Annotated in this window: 20 protein-coding genes; 11 read left to right on the top strand and 9 right to left on the bottom strand. The window is 27.5% G+C overall.

Features of this window, described 5'->3' with window-relative positions; all coding sequences use genetic code 11:
- Complete coding sequence (locus Q0733_RS09250; protein ID WP_298781676.1) at window positions 1–318, bottom strand: antibiotic biosynthesis monooxygenase; 318 nt, start codon at window positions 316–318, stop codon at window positions 1–3.
- The gene (locus tag Q0733_RS09245; protein ID WP_298781673.1) at window positions 315–812 is read right to left on the bottom strand and encodes a GNAT family N-acetyltransferase; all 498 of its coding nucleotides are present in this window, start codon (window positions 810–812) and stop codon (window positions 315–317) included. The genes Q0733_RS09250 and Q0733_RS09245 overlap by 4 nt, the downstream gene beginning before the upstream one ends.
- 39 nt (window positions 813–851) lie before the next feature.
- On the opposite strand from Q0733_RS09245, the gene mtaB reads away from it, so the two are divergent.
- The 3 genes from mtaB (at window position 852) to Q0733_RS09230 (ending at window position 3865) form a co-directional block, all read left to right on the top strand.
- Window positions 852–2186 carry a tRNA (N(6)-L-threonylcarbamoyladenosine(37)-C(2))-methylthiotransferase MtaB gene (gene mtaB / locus Q0733_RS09240; RefSeq protein WP_298781671.1) on the top strand — a complete coding sequence of 445 codons (1335 nt, stop codon included), beginning with the start codon at window positions 852–854 and terminating at the stop codon, window positions 2184–2186.
- A 70-nt stretch (window positions 2187–2256) separates the two neighbouring features.
- Window positions 2257–2916, top strand: coding sequence for an alpha/beta hydrolase (locus tag Q0733_RS09235; protein WP_298781668.1), 660 nt, complete (start codon window positions 2257–2259; stop codon window positions 2914–2916).
- Between the two features lie 46 nt (window positions 2917–2962).
- Window positions 2963–3865 carry a lytic transglycosylase domain-containing protein gene (locus tag Q0733_RS09230; RefSeq protein WP_298781666.1) on the top strand — a complete coding sequence of 301 codons (903 nt, stop codon included), beginning with the start codon at window positions 2963–2965 and terminating at the stop codon, window positions 3863–3865.
- 2 nt (window positions 3866–3867) lie between these two features.
- Here Q0733_RS09230 and Q0733_RS09225 read toward each other — a convergent pair whose 3' ends face one another.
- From Q0733_RS09225 to Q0733_RS09205, 5 genes are all read right to left on the bottom strand, one after another.
- Entirely contained in the window at window positions 3868–4062 is a 195-nt protein-coding gene (locus tag Q0733_RS09225) for a YwbE family protein (RefSeq protein ID WP_298781663.1), read from the bottom strand.
- Between the two features lie 84 nt (window positions 4063–4146).
- On the bottom strand, window positions 4147–4338 hold the full coding sequence (locus Q0733_RS09220; protein WP_298781660.1) for a cold shock domain-containing protein: 192 nt from the start codon (window positions 4336–4338) through the stop codon (window positions 4147–4149).
- Window positions 4339–4455: 117 nt separating this feature from the next.
- Window positions 4456–5397 carry a nitronate monooxygenase gene (locus Q0733_RS09215; protein WP_298781657.1) on the bottom strand — a complete coding sequence of 314 codons (942 nt, stop codon included), beginning with the start codon at window positions 5395–5397 and terminating at the stop codon, window positions 4456–4458.
- A gap of 9 nt (window positions 5398–5406) precedes the next feature.
- Entirely contained in the window at window positions 5407–6594 is a 1188-nt protein-coding gene (gene mnmA / locus Q0733_RS09210; RefSeq protein WP_298781654.1) for a tRNA 2-thiouridine(34) synthase MnmA, read from the bottom strand.
- A gap of 159 nt (window positions 6595–6753) precedes the next feature.
- Entirely contained in the window at window positions 6754–7461 is a 708-nt protein-coding gene (locus Q0733_RS09205) for a toxin-antitoxin system YwqK family antitoxin (RefSeq protein ID WP_298781652.1), read from the bottom strand.
- A gap of 42 nt (window positions 7462–7503) precedes the next feature.
- On the opposite strand from Q0733_RS09205, the gene Q0733_RS09200 reads away from it, so the two are divergent.
- From Q0733_RS09200 to Q0733_RS09175, 6 genes are all read left to right on the top strand, one after another.
- Entirely contained in the window at window positions 7504–8091 is a 588-nt protein-coding gene (locus Q0733_RS09200) for an adenylosuccinate lyase (RefSeq protein ID WP_298781650.1), read from the top strand.
- Window positions 8092–8134: 43 nt separating this feature from the next.
- Window positions 8135–9478 (top strand): adenylosuccinate lyase, encoded by a 1344-nt coding sequence (gene purB, locus Q0733_RS09195; RefSeq protein WP_298781896.1) that lies wholly within the window; start codon window positions 8135–8137, stop codon window positions 9476–9478.
- A 23-nt stretch (window positions 9479–9501) separates the two neighbouring features.
- Window positions 9502–9921 carry a hypothetical protein gene (locus Q0733_RS09190; RefSeq protein ID WP_298781648.1) on the top strand — a complete coding sequence of 140 codons (420 nt, stop codon included), beginning with the start codon at window positions 9502–9504 and terminating at the stop codon, window positions 9919–9921.
- 228 nt (window positions 9922–10149) lie between these two features.
- Window positions 10150–10434, top strand: a complete 285-nt coding sequence (locus Q0733_RS09185; RefSeq protein ID WP_298781646.1) for a hypothetical protein — start codon at window positions 10150–10152, stop codon at window positions 10432–10434.
- 31 nt (window positions 10435–10465) lie between these two features.
- Window positions 10466–12871, top strand: coding sequence for a TonB-dependent receptor (locus Q0733_RS09180; RefSeq protein ID WP_298781643.1), 2406 nt, complete (start codon window positions 10466–10468; stop codon window positions 12869–12871).
- Between the two features lie 10 nt (window positions 12872–12881).
- Window positions 12882–13448, top strand: coding sequence for a type 1 periplasmic binding fold superfamily protein (locus Q0733_RS09175; RefSeq protein ID WP_298781641.1), 567 nt, complete (start codon window positions 12882–12884; stop codon window positions 13446–13448).
- A 147-nt stretch (window positions 13449–13595) separates the two neighbouring features.
- Here the strand turns inward: Q0733_RS09175 and Q0733_RS09170 are convergent, their stop codons facing one another.
- Both Q0733_RS09170 and Q0733_RS09165 read right to left on the bottom strand, forming a co-directional pair.
- Window positions 13596–14906 (bottom strand): MFS transporter, encoded by a 1311-nt coding sequence (locus tag Q0733_RS09170; RefSeq protein ID WP_298781638.1) that lies wholly within the window; start codon window positions 14904–14906, stop codon window positions 13596–13598.
- A gap of 113 nt (window positions 14907–15019) precedes the next feature.
- Window positions 15020–15829 (bottom strand): M48 family metallopeptidase, encoded by an 810-nt coding sequence (locus tag Q0733_RS09165; RefSeq protein ID WP_298781636.1) that lies wholly within the window; start codon window positions 15827–15829, stop codon window positions 15020–15022.
- A 120-nt stretch (window positions 15830–15949) separates the two neighbouring features.
- On the opposite strand from Q0733_RS09165, the gene Q0733_RS09160 reads away from it, so the two are divergent.
- The gene (locus tag Q0733_RS09160; RefSeq protein ID WP_298781634.1) at window positions 15950–16825 is read left to right on the top strand and encodes an alpha/beta hydrolase; all 876 of its coding nucleotides are present in this window, start codon (window positions 15950–15952) and stop codon (window positions 16823–16825) included.
- Complete coding sequence (msrB, locus tag Q0733_RS09155; protein WP_298781632.1) at window positions 16822–17307, top strand: peptide-methionine (R)-S-oxide reductase MsrB; 486 nt, start codon at window positions 16822–16824, stop codon at window positions 17305–17307. Before Q0733_RS09160 ends, msrB begins: the two co-directional genes overlap by 4 nt.
- Window positions 17308–17315 lie beyond the last annotated feature (8 nt).

The raw sequence follows: 17315 nt of genomic DNA, 5'->3' as shown, positions 1-17315 counted from the left end.
TTATTTTTTAAAACCATATTCTCGTTCAACTTTACAGATTCTAAGTTGATATTGTTGATACCATTTTTCTCTTCCTAAGTTTCTAACTTCTGTATGTTCAACATTGTTTTTCCAAGCAATAATTGCCTCTAAAGTTTCCCAATAAGAAACGGTAATTCCAATTTCATTTCTTGCAGATTCAATACCTAAATACCCTTTTTGAAGTTTAGCAAGTTCTTCCATTCTTTTGGCAGCTTCAAGATATCCTTCTAAATTATCTTCAACAATTGTAGTAAAAATAACAGCGTAATAAGGTGGTTTTAAATTATCTATAATCATAAAATTAATTCGTATTTAGTTTCTGGTAATTTAATATCATCACTAATAAATCTATGTACAATTTTAAAATTTAATCTTTCTAAAATTTTTACAGAAGCAATATTTTTATCGATAGCATATGCTATTAATTTATTCATTTTTAATTTTTTACAATATAAAATTAGGCCTTTACAAATTTCAGATGCATAACCATTTGCCCAATATTTTTCTAAAAACCGATAACCAATTTCATCCTCTCTTTTATCTTTTACCAAAGCCACAGTTCCTACAAACTGATGATCTGTTTTTCTTTCAACTGCATAAATCCAAAAATCATTATTTGGTAAATTATATTTATTAATCAGTTCTTTTATTTCAATTTCATGCTCATCAAAAGACTTTATATCTCCATCAGCAAATTGCATTACTTTTGGATTACTTTGCATTTCATGAAAAGCTAGTAAATCATCAAAAACGAGTTTTCTAACAATTAATCTTTCCGTTTCAAATATCATGAATAATATTGTAAATTTGTAGTCTTTAAATATACATGAATGATTGCAGATAAAAAAGTTGCTTTTTATACATTAGGATGCAAATTAAACTTCTCTGAAACGTCTACTATTGCTCGTAATTTTGTGAGTGAAGGTTTTAAACGTGTAGATTTTGAACAAGAAGCAGATGTATATGTTATTAATACTTGTTCTGTAACTGATAATGCCGACAAACGTTTTAAAACAATTGTAAAAAATGCCTTAAAGAAAAATGAGGATGCTTTTTTAATTGCTGTTGGTTGCTATGCGCAGTTAAAACCAGAAGAATTAGCTGCTGTTGATGGTGTAGATTTGGTTTTAGGAGCCACAGAAAAATTTAATGTAACAAGCTATATTAACGATTTAACAAAAAACAATGTTGGTGAAGTCCATTCTTGCGAAATTTCTGATGCAGATTTTTATGTTGGATCTTATTCTATTGGAGATAGAACTCGTGCTTTTTTAAAAGTACAAGATGGTTGTGATTATAAATGTACTTATTGTACAATTCCTTTAGCTAGAGGTATTTCTAGAAGTGATACTTTGCAAAATGTATTAGATAATGCCAAGGAAATATCATCAAAGGGAATTAAAGAAATTGTGTTAACGGGTGTTAATATTGGTGATTATGGAAAAGGGGAATTCGGTAATAAAAAACACGAACATACTTTTTTAGAACTGGTAAAAGAATTAGATAAAGTTGATGGCATTCATCGTTTGCGAATTTCATCAATAGAACCAAATTTACTAAAAGATGAGACTATTGATTTTGTTTCAAAATCTACTTCTTTCGTACCTCATTTTCACATCCCATTACAATCCGGAAGTGATGAGTTATTAAAAAAAATGAAGCGTAGGTATTTAAAACAAACGTACACCAATAGAGTTTCTAAAATTAAAGAAGTAATGCCAAATGCTTGTATTGGTGTTGACGTAATAGTCGGTTTTCCTGGAGAAACTGACGAACTTTTTTTAGAAACTTACAACTATTTAAACGAACTTGACATTTCTTATCTTCATGTTTTTACATATTCTGAAAGACCCAATACAGAAGCTGTAACTATGAAAGGAGTTATACCTAAAAAAACACGTGCAAAACGTAGTAAAATGTTACGAGGTTTATCAGCAAAAAAAAGAAGGTCATTTTATGAAACTCAGCTTGGTAATAATTTAACTGTTTTATTTGAAAGTGAAAATAAAGAAGGTTACATTCATGGTTTTACAGAAAATTATGTAAAAGTAAAAACACCATGGAACCCAAGTTTGGTAAACACATTACACCCCATAAAACTAACTGAGATTGATGAAGATGGTATTGTTCGTTTTAATTTTTTAAACAGTTACACAAACGCATAATTTGACATAAATTTTAACTTGTTTCTAAAACTGTTTTAAATTAATAATTCTTTTAAAATTGACATTTTTAATGGAGAAAACACATATTTATTTAATGCCAGGTTTAGCTGCTGGTCCAGAAATATTTGAAAACTTAGAATTATCAAAAGATGTATATGAATTACATTATTTAAAATGGAAAACACCTTTAGCACTAGAAGAATCTATTTCTAATTATGCAATGAGAATGACAGAAGACATCAAACATGAAAAACCTGTCTTAATTGGTGTTTCTTTTGGAGGAATAATGGTACAAGAAATGAGTAAATTTATTGATACTGAAAAAAATATTATTATTTCTAGTGTAAAATCTAAAAATGAACTTCCAAAGCATTTTAAAATAGCTAGTAAGAGTAAAATTTATAAATTATTTCCAACTAAAATTATTACAAATTTTGAAGATTATGCAAAATTTTTTGTTGGAAAATCTTTAGAAAAGAAAGCTAAAACTTACAAAAAATACTTATCAGTAAGAGGTAAAAGCTATTTAAAATGGTCTATACATAATGTTGTTAATTGGAATCAGGAAAAAGCATCAAAAAATGTTGTACACATTCATGGTACAAATGACAACATTTTTCCTATAAAAAATATAAAAAATTTTATTGAAATTAAAAATGGAAACCATTCTATGATTTTGATAAAAGCAAAAGAAATATCAAAAATTATTGACAAAACTTTAACTTGTTAAAACTATCCATTTTACTTACTTTTAATATTTAAAATTTCTATTGACTATGAATAAAACGATCCGCTTTTTATCTTTATTAATTGTTACTATTATTACACTTTTATTTATAAATGCTGTTAATAAATCTGATGTTGACCCTACAACAAATACTCATAAAGATTACAAAATAAAAGCATTAAAAGTACCTAATAATTTAAATCTTGCAGGTGAAATAGTTCCGCTTGAAATACCTGATGTTAAAGAAAGAATGGATAGAGAGTTATTAGCAAATACATACTGGCAATCAAATGGTTTATTATTAATTAAAAGAGCTAATAAATACTTTCCAATTTTAGAACCTTTATTAAAAAAACATGGTTTACCAGATGATTTTAAGTTTTTAGCTTTAGCAGAAAGTGGTTTTATTGATGAAACTTCTACAGCTGGTGCAGCTGGTATGTGGCACTTTATGAAAACTACTGGTAAAGAATATGGTTTAGAAATTAATAAAAATGTAGATGAAAGATATCATATTGAAAAATCTACTAAAGTTGCTGCCGAATATTTAAAAAGATCTTATAAGAAATTTAATTCTTGGACATTAGCTGCTGCTTCATATAATGCCGGAAATTATGGTGTTTCTAAAAGACTTAATGAACAAGGTGTTTCAAATTATTATGATGCACTATTACCTGATGAAACTGAACGTTATATTTTTAGAATTTTAGCTCTTAAAGAAATTATTAGCAATCCTAAAAAATATGGTTTTATTTTTGATCAAGAAGATTTATACACTGCACAAAAAACTAGAACTATCAAAGTGGATACTGCAATAACCAATATTGCTTCTTTTGCTAAAAAATTCAATTTAAATTATAAAGAATTTAAAATTCTTAACCCTTGGTTAAGAGAAAACAAATTGAATAATAAAAGTAGAAAAGTATACGAAATTAAAATACCTGCAAATTAATTTTAAAGAATATTTTTAACTCTTCCTATTAATCCAGATTCTAGTTGTACCTTAATTCCGTGAGGATGAGTTGCTGAATTTGTTAATATTCTAGATACAATACCTATAGTTAATTGCCCAGATCTTTGATGTGGTTTTTGAACAATTTCTACTTTTAAACCAATCTTAATATTTATTCTATTATTTCCGTTATTCATAAAAATATTTTTTAACAATAAAAAAAGCCTATCAAATTTGATAGGCTTTTAGATAAAAAATTAACTAGTGTAATAATATATATATTATAATACTCTTACGTTTACTGCGTTTAATCCTTTTCTTCCATCTTGTAAGTCAAATTCAACTTCATCGTTTTCACGAATTTCATCGATTAATCCTGACACATGTACAAAATGTTCTTTGTTTGATCCTTCTTCAGTGATAAATCCAAATCCTTTAGATTCATTGAAAAATTTTACGGTACCTTTACTCATTTTAAAAAAATTATAGTGTTGTTAATTTAATTACTAACAACCTTTTATTGAATTACAAATATAATGCCATTAGTTTTAATAGAGCAAAATAATTAGTTTTATTTATAAAAAAATAATTTAAATACTGACAACCAGTGATTTAACATAATTATATTCATATATTATCTCCTTTATAACCTCTTTAACTGGTTTAATTTGATGAATAATTCCTGCTATTTGACCAATTTCTAATTCTCCATTCTCTAGATCACCTTCAAACATTCCTTTTTTTGCTCTAGCTCTACCTAATAACTCTTTTATCTCATCTACAGATGGGTTCTTTTGATATAATTCTTGAACTTGGTTATAAAATTTATTTTTTACCAAACGAACCGGTGCTAATTCTTTGAGGGTTAATTGTGTATCCCCATCTTTAACACCAACAATTGTATTTTTAAAATTAATATGAGCAGAAGATTCTTTAGTAGCAGCAAATCTACTTCCAATTTGTACTCCATCAGCGCCTAAAACCATAGCTGCTAACATTCCTTTTCCTGTTGCAATTCCACCAGCAGCAATTACAGGTATTTTTACCTGTTCTTTTACCATTGGTATTAAAGTAAAAGTAGTAGTTTCTTCTCTACCATTATGTCCGCCAGCTTCAAAACCCTCACAAACAACTGCATCAACTCCAGCAGCCTCAGCTTTTAATGCAAACTTTACAGAACTAACAACGTGTACAACAGTAATTCCTTTTTCTTTTAAAAAAGCTGTCCAAGTTTTTGGGTTACCAGCAGATGTAAAAACAATCTTTACACCTTCTTCAACTATAATATCCAAGATTTTTTGAATATCAGGATATAACATAGGTACATTTACACCAAAAGGTCTATCAGTAGCTTTTTTACATTTTTGAATATGTTCTCTTAAAACTTCTGGATACATAGACCCAGCTCCAATTAAACCTAAACCTCCTGCGTTTGAAACAGCAGATGCCAATTTATAACCAGAAATCCAAACCATTCCTCCCTGAATGATAGGATATTGTATTTTAAAAAGTTTTGTAATTTTATTTGTCATGAATCAAATTTAAGAAATAACACCAGAACCCAGCAATTCTTCATTTTTATACCAAGCAACAAATTGTCCTTCTTGAATTGCAGATTGTTTATTCTGAAATTCTACATACAAACCGTTTTCCACTTTATATAACGTTGCTTTTTCTAATATTTGTCTATATCTAATTCTTGCTTCAACGTCCATAGTTTCTCCAACTTTTAAAGTTAAATCTTCTCGTATCCAATGGATTTCTTCATTTGTTACAAACAATACATTTCTATATAAACCTTTATGTTGTTTACCTTCACCTGTATAAATTACATTTTCTACTACATCAGTTTCAATTACATATAAAGCTTCTTTTGTACCACCTACATTTAACCCTTTTCGCTGACCTTTAGTAAAATAATGAGCTCCTTGATGTTTACCAACCGTTTTCCCATCTTCTTTTTGATACGTATATTTAGTTGAAAAATATTCTAATTCAGCTTGTTTATTTTCAAATTTTGGTACTGATTTTGTGTAATCAGAAAAATTTGAAGGAATATTTACAATAACCCCTTCTTTTGGTTGTAATTTCTGCTGTAAAAATTCTGGTAATCTCACTTTACCAATAAAACATAAACCTTGAGAATCTTTCTTTTCTGCAGTAATTAAATCTGCTTTTTTTGCAATTTCTCTTACTTCTGGTTTTGTTAATTCACCGATTGGAAATAAAGCTTTGGTTAATTGCTGTTGAGATAATTGACATAAAAAATAAGATTGATCTTTATTTACATCTTTACCAGCCAATAATTTATAAACGGGTTTTCCATCAATAATTTCTTCGCCTTTTCTACAATAATGACCAGTTGCAACATAATCTGCTCCAAGTTTTAGAGCAATATCCATAAAAACATCAAATTTAATTTCTCTGTTACAAAGAACATCAGGATTCGGTGTTCGTCCTTTTTCATATTCAGCAAACATATAATCTACAATTCTGTCTTTATATTGCTCGCTTAAATCTACTACTTGAAACGGAATTCCTAATTTATCTGCAACAATCATTGCATCATTACTATCTTCTAACCAAGGACATTCATTTGAAATAGTAACAGAATCATCATGCCAATTTTTCATAAAAAGTCCAATAACTTCAAAGCCTTGTTCTTTTAATATATGTGCTGTTACACTAGAATCTACTCCGCCAGAAAGACCAACAACTACTCGTTTCATGTTTTATTTTTAAGGCGGTAAAGTTACAAATTTGAAAGTAAAATATAGATTGAAAGAATTGATAAGTAGATTGAATTGTTCTATTTGAAAAAATTAAAATATCCTTAATATTTTTATCTTCGTTATTTAGAAAAATACTAAACAGAACTTTATAAAAGTCTAGTTTTTATTTATAAAAATTTTCTTTTTAGTGGCTTTTTTTTCGTCAATAATTTCACCATCTAAATAATACTCCCACTTACCTACTCTTTTTCCATCTTTATAAATACCAGATTCTTTTAAGTTTCCTTTTAAATCAAAATACTTAGCTTTACCATTTTCTTTATCATTTATATATTCTACAGACTCAATTAAAACTCCAGCACTTGAATATTTTTCAGAAACTCCATTTTTCAATCCGTTTTTATAAAATGATTTTTCTACAGTTTTTCCATTAGGATAAAAATTAATAAATTTACCATCTAATAAACCATTTTTATAATTTTCTTCGGATAAAATTTTTCCATCCGCAAAAAAGTATTTCCATTTACCAACTCTATTTTTTCCTATCATATATCCTTCTGATTCCAATATAGCCTTTGATTTGAAAAATTGAACAAAAACAGAATCATTATCAATATTAAATTTTTTTATTATTGTTGGATTTTTAGATGTTGAAATATCATAAAATTTAAAAATACCAATTTCTTTTCCGTCTTTAAATTGCCCTGAATAACGTATTCTTTTATTTGGATAATATTTTTTCCAAACCCCAGTTCTTTTTTTATTTACATCAAATTGATTGATTTTCTGAGCAATTATTTCATCTACAGAAAAAAAATATGCCATAAAAGCAAAAACAAAAAACAGTCTTTTTATATTTATCATTTCTTATAAATTTCAAAGTAAATATACATTAAACAAACCAAAATGAGCCTTCTTTATGTAATAGAACAGTTAAATAATATGGAAAACCCTAAAAGAGAAAACAGGCAAAGGGTGGCAAATATTGTTCTTGAAAACAACATTTTTTTCAAACATTTGGTAACCATTACTTTTGATGTAGAAAATAAAGTTTCTATAAAAGCAGCTTGGATTTTAGAGTGGATTTGCACGCACCATAACTTAGAATGGATAATTCCTCATTTAGATGAGTTTACGTCAAAAATAAATACTTTACAGTTTGATAGCGCAATTAGACCTTGTGCTAAAATTTGCGAACATTTGGCAAATGCATATTATGCTAAAACTAATAATGAAGTTAAAAAACACCTTACAACTCATCATATAGATACAATTATAGAAACTGGTTTTGATTGGTTAATTACACCACAAAAAATAGCCGTAAGAGCTTATACCATGAATGCTTTGTACTTTTTTGGATTGGAAAAAGATTGGGTTCATCCAGAATTAAAACATTTAATCGAAACTAAAATAATCTTTGAAAGTAAAGGCACAAAAGCACGTGGAAAATACATTTTAGATTTGATTGAAAAACATAGAAAAACTACATTATAAATCTGATGAATTCACTATTTTTGCAATTAACAACACAACAAAAATGAACTTAACACAACTAAACGCAATCTCTCCTATTGACGGACGTTACAGAGGTAAAATAGAAAAATTATCTAATTATTTTTCTGAAGAAGCACTTATAAAATATAGAGTTTTAGTAGAAATCGAATACTTTATTGCTTTATGCGAAATTCCTTTGCCACAATTAAGGGATTTTAATACTGATTTATTTGAAGATTTACGTACTATTTATAAAGATTTTTCTGCGGATGATGCTCAAAAAATAAAAGATATTGAGAAAATTACAAATCATGATGTAAAAGCTGTTGAGTATTTTATCAAAGAAAAATTTGATATTCTTGGTTTACAAAAACACAAGGAGTTTATTCATTTTGGACTGACTTCTCAAGACATTAACAATACAGCAATTCCGCTTTCTATTAAAGAAGCAATGAATGATGTTTTTGTGCCTCAATATTTTGAAGTTTTAGAAAAATTACAAGAGCTTGTAATTGAATGGAAAGATATTTCTATGTTGGCAAGAACACATGGACAGCCTGCATCTCCTACAAGATTAGGAAAAGAAATTGATGTTTTTGTAGTTCGTTTAAAAGAACAATTTAATTTATTAAATGACATACCAAGTGCTGCCAAATTTGGTGGTGCAACTGGTAATTATAATGCACATAAAGTTGCTTATCCAACAATAAATTGGAAAGAATTTGGAAGTACTTTTGTACAAGAAAAGTTAGGTTTACACCACTCTTTTCCAACAACTCAAATTGAGCATTACGATCATATGGCTGCTTTATTTGATACTTTAAAACGTATCAACACAATTATCATAGATTTAGATAGAGATTTTTGGACCTACGTTTCTATGGATTATTTTAAACAAAAAATTAAAGCTGGTGAAGTTGGATCTTCTGCAATGCCACACAAAGTAAACCCTATTGATTTTGAAAACTCTGAAGGGAATTTAGGAATTGCAAACGCAATTTTTGAACACCTTTCTGCAAAATTACCAATCTCTAGATTACAACGTGATTTAACAGATAGTACAGTTTTAAGAAATGTTGGTGTTCCTTTTGGACATACAATAATTGGTTTTACATCAACCTTAAAAGGATTGAATAAATTGTTGTTGAACAAACAAAAATTTGAAGATGATTTAGAAAATAATTGGGCTGTTGTTGCTGAGGCTATTCAAACAATTTTAAGACGTGAAGCATACCCTAATCCTTATGAAGCTTTAAAAGGTTTGACAAGAACTAATGAAAAAATCAATCAGAATTCAATAGCCAATTTTATTGATACTTTAGAAGTTTCATCAGCAATAAAAGAAGAATTAAAAGCAATTACGCCTGCAAATTATACAGGAATTTAATTTTTTTTTAGAATCAAAGAATTATGAGAAACAAGAAACAAGAATTAAAAAAACTAAATCAATCAAGATTATTTATTATTTCTTGTTTCTTACTTCTTATAAGTATAAATTTAACATCTTGTAAATCTGAATTTAAAGACAATTCTGATCGTTTTAAAGTTGGAGTTTTTGAAATACCTGCTGGTAAAAGTTTTGATAAAGAAACAATTATCAGAAAAGACTCTATACAAATAAGTAAACATGGAAATCATGTTGATACTTTATCTATTAAATGGAAAAATAATTTCTTTTACACCTTAAAATTTATCAATCCAAAAACGGAGTTACAAAAAGAACCGATGTATGTTCAAATCAATAAGATTTATAAAGATTCTTATGATTTTACTGTTAAAATTGGTTTTTCTAAATTCAAACAAAAAGGCACAATTTACAAAGTAAAATAAATGGAAATGTTGTTCCACTCTAAATTTTAATTTTTTATTAGATTAAGGAGATTACAGAAACTTTTTATTTAAATAATACAATAATTTTTAACATCTATTATGATATTCATAAAGGTTATTTGTATTTTTACAATCGTTTTACTGATTAAGTGTAAAAGTGTTTTGATTTAAGAATTATAAAGAAAAAATAATATTAAAACTTTTAAAAAACATATTGGTATTTTTCTATTGGCAGTTTTCTTTCTGCCAATTGTTATTAATTCAGTTCATGATATTTTAAATCATGAACATGCTGTATGTATTTCAAAAGTAGAACAACATATTCATCAAAAAGATTTAGATTGTAACTTACATCTTTATAAACAAAGTAGTTCTTTTCTAGCAACAGATTCTTTTAACATTTTAACTAAAACTATCATTTTAAACAGTGATAGTATAAAATATAGTTTCTTAAAAAATCATTATCGATTATCGTTTTCTCTAAGAGGTCCACCTCTTTATATTCAAAGTTAAAATTCTTTTTTTTTGAACATAGAAAACTAAAATGCGAAGACTATTTCTTTTCAGTATGTTTTTGTGTTGTATATATACAAACACAAGAGCACAAGATTGTAACCTTATTTTTAAGGGTAAAATTATCGATTTTCACGACAAAACACCAATTATTGGTGCATCTGTAGCTATCATAAATTTAAACAGATTTACATCATCTAATATAGATGGAATTTTTGAAATTGATAATTTATGCGAAGGACAGATAATTGTAGAAATTAAACATATTTCTTGCGAAACAAAGCAAGTTACAATCGACCTAGATAAAAACATTGAGAAAGAAATCTTTTTAGAGCATCATTTAGAAAAACTAAACGAAGTTGTTGTAAAAACAAACACAAAAACAGAGCAATCAAGTGTTGAACAATCCATTAAAAAAGGTGTTATTGAGCAATTTTCCGATAAATCTTTAGGAAATGCTTTAAACACAATTAGCGGTGTATCTTCCTTAAATACAGGTAATTCTATTGTAAAACCAATGATTCATGGCTTACATAGTAGCAGACTTTTAATTATTAATAATAATGTAAGAATGTTTGACCAAGAATGGGGAGATGAACATGCACCTAATATTGATATTAATGCTAGCGATAGAATTGATGTAATAAAAGGAGCAAACACTTTAAAATATGGTAGTGATGCTATTGGAGGTCTAATTCTTTTAAAGCCAAAAAAATATGCGATAAAAGATAGTTTGTTTGGTAATACTTTAACTTCTTTTAATTCAAATGGGTTTGGTGGTAATATAAATTCTGAAATTATTAAAACATATAAATCAGGATTTTATACAAAACTTCAAGCCAATTATAGACAATTTGGAGATTTTGAAGCCGCAAATTACAACTTAACCAATAGTGGCATTAAAAGTTTAAATGGTTCATTACGTTTAGGTTACAATAGTTTCGAAAAAGGTTTTGATGCTTATTACAGTTATGTAAATAACGAGTTTGGTATTTTACAGTCTTCGCACATAGGTAATGTTAACGATTTGGTAAATGCAATAAACAGCAACGAACCAAGAGTTGTTGAAGATTTTTCTTACGATATTAATGTGCCTAAACAAGCTATTGTACATCATCTTGGAAAAATTGAAGCTTATAAGCGTTATAAAGGTTTTGGTAAGCTAACTGCTCAATATGATTTTCAAATTAACAGACGTAAAGAATTTGATTTAAGAAGAGGAGATTTAAAGAATACACCAGTTATTGATTTGCGTTTATTTACAAACAGCTTACAATCTGATTTACAAATAGATTATTTTGATAATCTAAAAATAAATACAGGTTTATTGGTTCGTTATCAGCAAAATGATGCAATTTCTGGAACAGGTACAAGTCCTTTAATTCCTGATTTTGATAAATTTGATACAGGTTTCTATGCAATTGGAAATTATAATTTGAATGAAACCTCTAAAATAAGTACTGGTATTCGTTATGATTTTTCTCATATAAATGCCACAAAAGAGTACAATATTACAGATTGGAATGAAACTTATAATTATGATGAGTTATTTGCTGAATTTGAAAATGGTGAAGTAGATGGTACAGATATACCTACCAATCCCAAATTTAGTTATCATAACATATCTGCAAGTTTAGGATTGTCTAAGAAATTTAATAATAATATTTTTTTATTAGCCAATTATGGATTAGCGTCTAGAGTTCCAAATCCATCTGAATTATTTAGTGATGGTTTACATCATAGTGCTGCAAGAATAGAAACTGGTTTATTAACTATAGATAAAGAAATTGCTAATAATTTTATCGTTTCTTTAGAGAAAAGCAATACTGATTTTGGTTTTGTAATTAGCCCTTATTATAAACATATTAAAGGTTTTATTCAGTTAATTCCTGTAGGAATTACAACCACGATTAGAGGTGCTTTTCCTATATGGCAATACAATCAAGTAGATGCGCAAATTTTTGGAGTTGATATTGATGTCAATAAAAAAATCACCAATACTCTAAATTATGTTGGTAGTTTAAGCTTGTTACAAGGAGATAATCTTACAGATAATATTCCTTTAATACACATGCCTGCTACAAATTTTAGCAATCGCTTGTCTTATGTAAACGAAAGCTTAAATCAATTAACAATTAGTTTAAGCCATAAAACCATATTGCAACAAAACCGATTTCCAGATTACAACTTTTATACATACAATGCTACATTACAAGAAGATGTTTTTGTAGATATAAGTTCAACACCACCTAGTTATTCGTTATTTAGTTTAAATACATCAGCAGTATTTAAAACATTTAACAAAGGGAGTTTAAAATTAGAATTCAATATAGAAAATATGTTCAATGTATCTTACAGAGAGCATTTAAATAGATTACGATATTTTACTGATGATTTAGGAAGAAACTATAACCTAAAAATTAAAATAAATTATTAAATTAAAAATTATGACAATTACAAACACAACAAAAATCACAAAATTATTAGCTATATTTTTTATCTCAGCTCTAACCTTTACAGCTTGTTCTGATGACCATGATGATGATGACCATGATCATGAAGAAGAGTTAATTACAACTGTAAATTATACTTTAACAAATGGTACAGACGTAGTTACTTTGACTTTTAAAGATATTGATGGTGAAGGTGGAAATGATGGTGTTTATACAGTTTCAGGAGCTTTAACTGCTAATACAACTTATACTGGCGTTGTAGAGTTGTTAAATGAAACAGAATCTCCAGCAGAAGATATAACTGAAGAAGTAGAAGCAGAAGGTGATGAACATGAATTTTTCTATACTACTGATATTTCTGGTTTAAGTATCGAAAAAACTGATACTGATGAAAACGGAGACTCTTTAGGAATTGAAACTACTTTAACAACTAGTAGTGCTGGTACTGGTAGTTTAACTATCGTTTTAAAACATGAACCAACAAAACCAAATGAAAATAATGCTGAAGATGCTGGTGGAAGTACAGATGTATCAGTTACTTTTGACATTACTGTTGAATAAGACTTTATTATTTTTTTGATAAAAAGCAGCTAATTAATTAGCTGCTTTTTAATTTTTATACTTAATTATTTTAAAAATATGTTATCCGATAATTATAATAAAAAATAAAATTATTTATCTGAAAATATAATTTACCAATAGAATATTTTATTTTACATATTTAGTTTTATTAATAGTACTTAACACAATAAAAGATGCTAAAAAGAAAATTGCTAAACATAAAATACTCCATTGCATAGAACCTGTAATTGCAATTAAGGCGCCATAAGTAATCATACCAATAACTAATGCTATTTTTTCTGTAACATCAAAAAAACTAAAATAAGATGTTGTATCATCTGTATCTGGTAATAATTTAGAATATGTAGACCTTGCTAAAGATTGAATTGCCCCTAAAACCAAACCTATTAATGCCCCTAAAATATAAAAGTACATATCTATATTCGGTGTTTCTTTTGTTAAATTAAAACCTATAAAACAAACAACACCCCAAATTAATATAGCAATTTTTAATGATTTTATATTTCCAATTTTATTAGACAACCTAGAAAATAAAAAAGCACCTATAATACCAACAATTTGAACTAACAAAATGGTTCCAATTAAATTTAGCGTTGGCAAACCAAGAACGGTACCAAAAATACCAGCCATTAAAATAATTGTTTGTACACCAACACTTAACAGAAAGAATGAAATTAAAAATATTTTTAACTCAGGATAACTAAATAATTCTTTACCTACTTTTTTTATTTCTTTTAAACCTTTTGTAAAGTAATTATCTTTTTCTAGTTTCTTTTTTTTATCATTTGGAAGCCTTGCATATGTTATTTGTGCAAAACCTAACCACCATAGACCAACTAAAAGAAAAGATAATTGAGATCCAAATTGTTTATCATAAAAACCAAAGACCTCTGTTTCTATTAAAACTAAACAAATCAACAATAAAATAATTGAACCACAATATCCAAGTATAAAACCTTTTGCACTTACATTGTCTTGTTGTTCTGGTAATGCAATTTCTGGTAAATAAGCATTATAAAAAACTATACTTCCCCAAAAACCAATACTCGCTAAAATACTAAAAACAATACCTACCCAAAGTGTTTCTTTTCCTGTAAAAAAAAATAAACACATTACAGAAATAGAACCTAATAAGCAAAATCCTTTTAAAAACTTCTTTTTATTACCTGCATAATCTGCAATACCAGAAAGCATTGGAGAAATAAAAGCTACAATTAAAAATGAGAAAGCTAATGCATAATTATATAAAGTTGTAGGATTCCATAATGTTCCTAAAAATGTAATTTGTCCTTCTGTATTTGCAAAACCTTCAGAAGTAGTCAAACCTGAGTAATAAATTGGAAAAACAGCAGAACTAATTACTAAAGAATATACAGAGTTTGCCCAATCATAAAATGCCCAACCATTAATTAATTTTTTATCTCCAATTTTTAACATCTACTCTATTTTTGAAATGAAGTGTTTATTATTTGTTTAAAATAAAATTTAAAACAAAAAAAACCGTTCAAATTTTATTTTTGAACGGTTAAATATAAGTAATCTATTTTATTTTAAATTCCTTTTGCGTTATATTGAGCTGCATATTTTTTAGCAGTTGGTAAGTAATTTCTTAAATCTTGAATTCTTGACTCATTTGAAGGGTGTGTGCTTAAAATTTCTGGTTGAGATTTTCCATTAGATTTTTGACTCATTCTTACCCAAACTTCTGCGGCTTCTGTACCCTCATAGCCAGCCATTAACATAAAAACCAAACCTAACCTGTCTGCTTCTTGCTCATGAACTCTACTAAATTTTAACGAACCTAAACCAGTACCTACACCATAAAATGTATTCCACAATTGTTGTTTTTGAGGATCTGAATTAGAAGTTCCTAATGCTAATAATAGACCACCTATTTGTGTTCCTTGTGAAATAGACATTCTTTCTTGACCATGTTTTGCAAATGCATGTGCTACTTCATGTCCCATAACAGCAGCAACACCGTTTTCATTTGCACAAATTGGCATTATACCTGTATAAAAAACAACTTTTCCTCCTGGCATACACCAAGCGTTAACAGTATTATCATCAACTAAATTAAACTCCCATTGATAAGAATTTGCTTCAGATACCATATTATTTGCTCTCATAAAACGATCTACTGCAGCAGAAATATTTTTACCAACATTTTTTATCTGATTACTCATTTCTCTATTAGTAGATAATTTGTTTTCAGCTAAAAAACCTTTATATTGAGCAAAACTTGCAGGTAAAACCTGAGCATCACTTACAAAATTAACACGTTTTCTACCAGTAATTGGTACTGTACTACATTCTACAAAAAGAAAAACTGTAAGTAGTAAAATAATTGTTTTTTTCATTTTTATAATATTAAAACCTCTATTTATGACACTAAATATGTAATTTGGTCACTTCATTTTAGTATTTGTAATTTTTATAAAATTACATATTCTAATCTTATCAAAAAAATATTTTTATTGATGAATATAAATTCTTCGGAAAAAAATTTACCTCCAAGTTTACAAATACCAAAATTTGTAAAATATATTGCAAAAATTTTACGCTTTTTTTCTAACAAGCTTGCCATCTTATATACTGCAAAACTTTTTGTAACTCCATTTAATTACTCAACTCCCAATAGAGAAAAAGCAATGGATGAAAGTTCACAAAAAAAGACACTTTTTGTGCCATCAATAAATAAAAATATACATATTTTAAGCTATGGGTTTTCAGATAAAAAAGTATTACTAGCGCATGGTTGGGCAGGTAGAAGAACCCAATTATTTATGATTGCTAATAAACTTTTAGAAAAAGGTTTTATGGTAATTTCTTTTGATGGTCCTTCTCATGGAAAATCACCAGGAAAAGAAACTAATTTAATTGAATATATAGAAACCATCAAAGAAATAAATAAAGAATTTGGATCATTTGAAGCTGCAGTTGGGCATTCATTCGGGTCTATGGCAATTATGAATGCACAAGCAAAAAAGAAAATTTTTAATTGTATTGTTACTGTTGGTTCTGGTGATAAAGTTTCTGATATTTTAATTAATTTTTCAAAAAGCTTAGGACTAGATGTTGAGTTTGGAAAAAAATTAATAAATCATTTTGAAAAAAAGTGGAAAATTAAACTCGTAAATTATAATACAAATGTAGCTGCTAAAAAAATAAAAATTCCTGCTTTAATTGTTCATGATGCAATTGATGGCGATGTAAATGTAAGTTGTGCAATAAATATTCGTCAAAACTTAAAACATGGTAAACTCTATATTACAAATGGATTAGGGCATACCAAAATTTTAAGAGATCAAAAAACATCCAATAAAATAGTTGATTTTATAATTGAAAATACATGAAAAAATTAGCAAGCTTATTAATTTTAATTTTATTTATTAGTTGTGCAGGCAATGCTCAAGTTTCATCTAAAGAAAAAAAAGTTTACAAAGTTGTTAAAACAGAAAATGAATGGAAAAAAACTCTTACTCCTATTCAGTTTAATGTTTTACGAGAGGCTGGTACAGAAAGACCTTTTACAAGTCCTTTAAATAAAAACTATGAAAAAGGAGTTTTTGTTTGTGTGGCGTGTAAAACACCTTTATATAAATCTAAACATAAATTTGATTCAGGAACCGGTTGGCCTTCTTTTGATAGAGCAATTAAAAACAATGTAGAATTAGATGTAGATTATAAAATTGGTTACGCAAGAACAGAATTAAAATGTAATACTTGTGGCGGTCATTTAGGTCATTCTTTTAATGATGGACCAAAAGAAACTACTGGCGTACGCCATTGCATAAATGGAGCTGCTTTAGAGTTTATCACTAAAAAACAAAATTAAACTTAATA

The sequence above is a fragment of the uncultured Polaribacter sp. genome, from assembly GCF_947500975.1.
GTDB lineage: Bacteria > Bacteroidota > Bacteroidia > Flavobacteriales > Flavobacteriaceae > Polaribacter.
This window is presented reverse-complemented; position numbering and strand designations above follow the sequence as displayed.

Bases quoted from the DNA above. Each gene is read 5' to 3' on its own strand.
- mtaB (WP_298781671.1), top strand. From the start codon at position 852: ATGATTGCAGATAAAAAAGTTGCTTTTTATACATTAGGATGCAAATTA.
- mnmA (WP_298781654.1), bottom strand. From the start codon at position 6,594: ATGAAACGAGTAGTTGTTGGTCTTTCTGGCGGAGTAGATTCTAGTGTA.
- Q0733_RS09225 (WP_298781663.1), bottom strand. From the start codon at position 4,062: ATGAATAACGGAAATAATAGAATAAATATTAAGATTGGTTTAAAAGTA.
- Q0733_RS09215 (WP_298781657.1), bottom strand. From the start codon at position 5,397: ATGACAAATAAAATTACAAAACTTTTTAAAATACAATATCCTATCATT.
- Q0733_RS09165 (WP_298781636.1), bottom strand. From the start codon at position 15,829: ATGAAAAAAACAATTATTTTACTACTTACAGTTTTTCTTTTTGTAGAA.
- Q0733_RS09220 (WP_298781660.1), bottom strand. From the start codon at position 4,338: ATGAGTAAAGGTACCGTAAAATTTTTCAATGAATCTAAAGGATTTGGA.
- Q0733_RS09200 (WP_298781650.1), top strand. From the start codon at position 7,504: ATGAGCCTTCTTTATGTAATAGAACAGTTAAATAATATGGAAAACCCT.
- Q0733_RS09250 (WP_298781676.1), bottom strand. From the start codon at position 318: ATGATTATAGATAATTTAAAACCACCTTATTACGCTGTTATTTTTACT.
- Q0733_RS09180 (WP_298781643.1), top strand. From the start codon at position 10,466: ATGCGAAGACTATTTCTTTTCAGTATGTTTTTGTGTTGTATATATACA.
- Q0733_RS09160 (WP_298781634.1), top strand. From the start codon at position 15,950: ATGAATATAAATTCTTCGGAAAAAAATTTACCTCCAAGTTTACAAATA.
- Q0733_RS09205 (WP_298781652.1), bottom strand. From the start codon at position 7,461: ATGATAAATATAAAAAGACTGTTTTTTGTTTTTGCTTTTATGGCATAT.
- Q0733_RS09245 (WP_298781673.1), bottom strand. From the start codon at position 812: ATGATATTTGAAACGGAAAGATTAATTGTTAGAAAACTCGTTTTTGAT.
- Q0733_RS09175 (WP_298781641.1), top strand. From the start codon at position 12,882: ATGACAATTACAAACACAACAAAAATCACAAAATTATTAGCTATATTT.
- Q0733_RS09230 (WP_298781666.1), top strand. From the start codon at position 2,963: ATGAATAAAACGATCCGCTTTTTATCTTTATTAATTGTTACTATTATT.
- Q0733_RS09190 (WP_298781648.1), top strand. From the start codon at position 9,502: ATGAGAAACAAGAAACAAGAATTAAAAAAACTAAATCAATCAAGATTA.
- purB (WP_298781896.1), top strand. From the start codon at position 8,135: ATGAACTTAACACAACTAAACGCAATCTCTCCTATTGACGGACGTTAC.
- msrB (WP_298781632.1), top strand. From the start codon at position 16,822: ATGAAAAAATTAGCAAGCTTATTAATTTTAATTTTATTTATTAGTTGT.
- Q0733_RS09170 (WP_298781638.1), bottom strand. From the start codon at position 14,906: ATGTTAAAAATTGGAGATAAAAAATTAATTAATGGTTGGGCATTTTAT.
- Q0733_RS09235 (WP_298781668.1), top strand. From the start codon at position 2,257: ATGGAGAAAACACATATTTATTTAATGCCAGGTTTAGCTGCTGGTCCA.